This is a genomic window from Stieleria sp. (assembly GCF_041595215.1).
GTDB lineage: Bacteria > Planctomycetota > Planctomycetia > Pirellulales > Pirellulaceae > Stieleria > Stieleria magnilauensis.
The window spans coordinates 1-4838 of the sequence record NZ_JBFHKV010000666.1 but is presented as its reverse complement, the minus strand read 5'-3'; the positions used below and the strand labels follow the sequence as shown (position 1 = coordinate 4838).

2 protein-coding genes and 1 pseudogene are annotated in these 4838 nt (G+C 59.6%); 2 read left to right on the top strand and 1 reads right to left on the bottom strand.

What is annotated here, in order from left to right; genetic code table 11:
- A pseudogene (locus ABX749_RS22080) lies at window positions 1-1794 on the bottom strand (hypothetical protein); the annotation flags it as partial.
- A gap of 258 nt (window positions 1795-2052) precedes the next feature.
- Between ABX749_RS22080 and ABX749_RS22075 the strand changes: the two are divergent.
- Both ABX749_RS22075 and ABX749_RS22070 read left to right on the top strand, forming a co-directional pair.
- Window positions 2053-3309, top strand: coding sequence for a hypothetical protein (locus ABX749_RS22075; protein ID WP_372897888.1), 1257 nt, complete (start codon window positions 2053-2055; stop codon window positions 3307-3309).
- A 550-nt stretch (window positions 3310-3859) separates the two neighbouring features.
- Window positions 3860-4838 (top strand): c-type cytochrome domain-containing protein (locus ABX749_RS22070; RefSeq protein WP_372897887.1); only part of this gene is annotated, 979 nt, incomplete at its 3' end.

Genomic DNA, 4838 nt, shown 5'->3' with positions numbered 1-4838 from the left:
CGAATCAAGGGTTTCCCAATAGCCGTATCCCATGATCGCCAGCAACGAAAGGAGCGGCGCCCAGTACCAAATGCCCAGCGACGGCCGATCGGACGAGCGAAGTTTCCGGATCACCCATTCGGCAACGACGCCACCGAGTCCGACCAGCAGCAGCGTCCAGGCCTGCGCGGTGGTGACGACGTTTTGATGATGCGCCAGGGCGAGCAAGATCGTGGCGTACATCGCAATGGCGACGCGGGTCAACCAGATCTGACGTGGTTCACTGAAACGTCGCAGCCCCCACAGGGCGACCCGGGCGACGGCCCAGGCGGTGATCGAAATCGCTGCGAATTGCATGCTCAAGCGAACGGTCATCACGTCGGGCGTGCGCCACGATCCCCAAGCCACCATCCAGCCGATGGGCAGGGCCGCCAAGCCGCACCACGTCCAAGCCGACACCGAACGCTCGCTTCGTGTGCCGATCGCGATCAGCCCCAAAAATATCAAGCTGCCGAATCCGCCGAACAACGCGATTTCGTCGATCGCATCCAGGGACTCGTGATGAGGCATCCAGACGAGCGCAATCGCTGCAACGATCGTCGCAAACGCTCCACCCGCCCACGTCCAGAAATCGCTTGACGGTGCCACGTCCCAGACGCGTTGTCGGCACGCCGCGATCAATGCAAACACGCAGCACGCCACAACACTGATCTGAAACTCCCAATAACCGGTGAACAAGTTCGTCGCGAGGATGGCGACAAACAGCCCGCCAAGGACACCGCCGGCAGAAATCACCAGGTAGAAAAGCGTCAGGTAGCGTGGGTCTGGACGGGAGTGGACAAGTTCGCCATGGACCGCCATGCAACATGCGAACAGCGCGGCGGAAAAAATGACGACTTGCTTTGCCAATTCCAAGTCGGGACCCGACGAAATGGCCCAGCCCGCCAGCGGTCCGCAGACCATCAACAGCATTCCAAAGGCGCGTCGGTCATACCACTGCGGGCGATCGAAACAGATGATAAAGGTGATCAGATACAGACTGAGCGGCAGGATCCAAAGGAACGGGACCGTCGCGACATCGATGCACAGCTGGTTCGTGGTCGCTAGAAGCATGGCCGATCCGCATGCCGATAGGATCAGCCACAACAAGACGACAAACCAGCCCGGCTTTTGCGGCATCGACGATTCGAGTGTCGCCTGTCCGGCAGCTTCGTCGTCTGGAATCGGCAACACATCGTGTTTCAATAGACCGGCCGCACACCACGCGGCAAAGCAGGCAAAGACAACGTACAAGGACGTCCATGAGACGCTTTGCTGCTGCAGCGTCAGTCGGGGTTCAATCACGAACGGGTAGCTGAGAAGTGCCAGCAGCGAACCGATGTTGGACAACGCGTACAAGCGATAGGGCGAGCGGTCCGGCGAAGTCTGGCTGAACCACTTCTGCATCAACGGCCCCGTCGATGCGAGCACAAAATACGGACCGCCGACCGTCGCGATCAAGACCAACAGAATGCGGGCAAGGGGCGACTGGTCGGGCAGCGGTTTCCACGTTTCATCGGGAGCGATCGGCAACAGCAACACGGACACTGCCAGAACCGCCAGATGGATCCATGCCTGCGACCGAACCGAGAGCTTGGCGCAAAGCAGGTGCGAATAAAGATAGCCGCCCAACAGCGCCGCTTGAAAGAACAGCATGCAGCTGGTCCAAATCGACGGCCCTCCGCCGAACCACGGCAGGATGAATCGCCCGATGATCGGCTGTACCTGAAACAGCAGAAATGCACTGGTGAAGATCGTCAGAGCATAACGGAGCATAGCATGACTTCGTCGGGATGTTGTTCAGACCGTTCACCAACAGCATGCACAAACGGGTGAGGTTCGATCGCTCCTCGGCTCGCTCGTCGGCCACGTCACGCCCGTGAGTATACTCGTGGCAGGCAGCTTGCAGTGAGAGACGACACAAATAGATTCCGTTAGAGTGAGGCAAACCCGAGCAACATTGTCGGCAGGTCTTGTGAAGAACAACTTGTTGCCTGACGGTGCCCCTGTTTTCCGTACAAAGACTGAATCTCTATGAAACCATTCCTTGCTACCGTTTTCATCCTGACCGTTTCCGCCTCGATCCGCGCCGAGGATCTTGAATCCAAACGACAAACCGTCGCGAACACGCCCGGGTTGGTGGCGTTCTGGGATTTTGTCAAACGAGAACCGGGCGGCGAACATCGCTTTACCGCTCACGTTCCAGGCGGCTCGTCGACCGAGTATCCGCTCGATGTGGCAAACTACGTCAAGGACTACTGGGGGCAGGGGCGCGCGGCGTCGTACGCCGATTTTCCGTTGCTCGGACGGGGGCCGTTTGGACAGGCGGTCCGGATTCGCAAAGAGACCGATCCGAATTTCAGACCGTTCTTGTTTGTGCCCCGGTCGCGACTGCACGACACGCCACTGGACATCAAGGGCGACGGCCGTTCCGTTTCCGTGGTCGTGTGGGCGATTCGCGAGAGCGGTAATCATGCCCTGGCGGGAATCTGGCACGAAGGCACCGACCTGCACCAGAAAGAGACCGCCGGCATCCGCAAGGTGGAGCGTGGACAGCGGCAATACGCACTGTTTGCCGGACTGAACAAAGCCGGCAGCGCCTGTGGTCACGTTTCAGAAAACGGAGCCAGTTCGTTCTTGAATAAGTACGCTCTGCACAAATGCAATTCGCTCGGGCAATCACCCGAAGTCCCCGCCGATTCGTCCGACGATGTCTTGGACCGCTCATGGCATTGCTTTGCGATGACGTTAGACCACCAACGCGATGAATTGACCGGTTGGCTCGATGGGCAATCGGGAGATCGCTGGTTGGAGAATCCGAGCCGCGGTGGACTGCTCCAATCCGCCTACAACGCCTACATGCAAGGCCACTGGCACCGCACGCCCGGCAAACAACCCGGTGAAGACCCAAGTTTTCCAGAAGACCAGTTCTACAATCCGCCGGAAGACCATCCGCTTTCGGTCAAAGTCCTCGATGAATCAAGCGACCAGCGGACGGAACAACGCGAGTATCGTTTCACCAAAGTCAACGTCACGCTCAAGCCATCTGCTGACGGAAGCTTCACCGAAACCACGCGTGACCTGGTCGCGCTGCGGCTGAATCCGTGGTGGTACCCGCACGGCATTTACACGCCCAGCGACGACGGCAGCGGCGGCCCGTTCACCATCGGCCGCGTCATTCACAGCGCTCGCACCGTCGGCTTCACCGGATGGATCGGCGGCGTTGCGGTGTTTGATCGGGCGTTGAGCGCCGAGGAGTTGGCAAAGCTGACGAGTCTGGCAACGCAGTAGTGTGCCGATCCCACTCAATCGTCGGGTGACAGGCGATCGCGATCGATCGTCATTCGTTCAGGCTTCCATCGGGCGGCACAAACGCCCGTGAACGCCAAATCGCGGTATTCACGGGGTTTTCGTGCGCCGATCGTGCGGCCGGAGGCGAGTTTTCGGGGCATTTCTGCGCGGATGAAATCACCGAATGCCACCAAAAGATGGGTGGTTTGACGTCTCCCCCGTGCGTATTTTAGCCGGCCCTGGCAGGGGTGGTGTTGTTAGATCACCCCATCTGCGGTCGGTGAGGCGGCGTTGGAGACCGTCGAGTCGATGCCGCAGTCGATTCGGCCAGGTCTCGACACGCAATGCTTCGATGACGCAGAAAGAATCAACATGATCGGCCGCAGAGACATGCAGCACGGAACGGCTGCCCCCGCCGTTTGGCGTTTGGCGTTTGGCGTTTGGCGTTTGGCGTTTGGCGTTTGGCGGTTGGCGGTTGGCGGTTGGCGGTTGGCGGTTGGCGGTTGGCGGTTGGCGGTTGGCGGTTGGCGGTTGCGCGCGTGGCAGCCTCATGCTCGCCGCGTTTTGCGTTTCGCTCGTCACGCTGTCGTGGGCACATGCCGACCGGTACACGCCGGGGCAACCGCTCGACAAGGACTTTAAAAGCTATGCCGGGGCGTTTCTTGCCGACCACTGCATCGACTGCCATGACGCGACGGCATCGGAGGGTGGGCTGTCGCTGCACGATCTGGGACCGGTCAACGAGAGCAACGTTGGCACATGGAGAAACATCTGGGTCCAGGTCTCATTGAAGGAGATGCCGCCGCCGGAGGAGTCGGAGCTGGGGGTGGTCGACCGGCTGCAGTTCTCCGATTGGATCGTCGGCGAATTGTCACGCGTCATGCAGGACAAGGGTGGCTTCCATGATCACCGTGACCCGAACAAGGGTAACTTCGTCGATCATGATCTGCTGTTTGGCTTGATGCCCGCACAGATCCGATTGGTGCCGACATCCTCGCCGGCTCGGATCTGGCGTGTGACGCCGCAGGAACATCTCACCCGGCTGAACGAGCTGATCAATACGGAATCGGAATATGATTTTCGAAAACCGGGGCTGCGGACGCATGGTGATGCCGTGCCGACCAACCACGGCGGTGAACTGAAACTGTACTTCGGCACCGATCGGATCCTTCAGTGGCAGGGCGGTACGGTGGCCTATGCCGCGGCTGTCAAAAGCGTTCCCGCAATCCTGTCGTCGGCACGCAAATACGGGCTGGAGAATTATCCCGATTTCTACACGGTCAACAGCGCCGAAGCGACGCAGATCTTGGATGTCGCCGACGACATCATCCGCTACATGGCCGAGGGTCCACTGAGTATCGCCCAGCCCGATCAGATCACGGACGATCCCGAGCCGATTGCCGACGAGATGGTGGATGATCAGCGTGGCTTGCCGACCAGTCTGGTCTACAGCACCAAGGTGGTTCGTCCGCTGACTCCTGTTTACGAACTGATGAAGGAAGACGCCAAGACCGAACGGCGATTGCGTG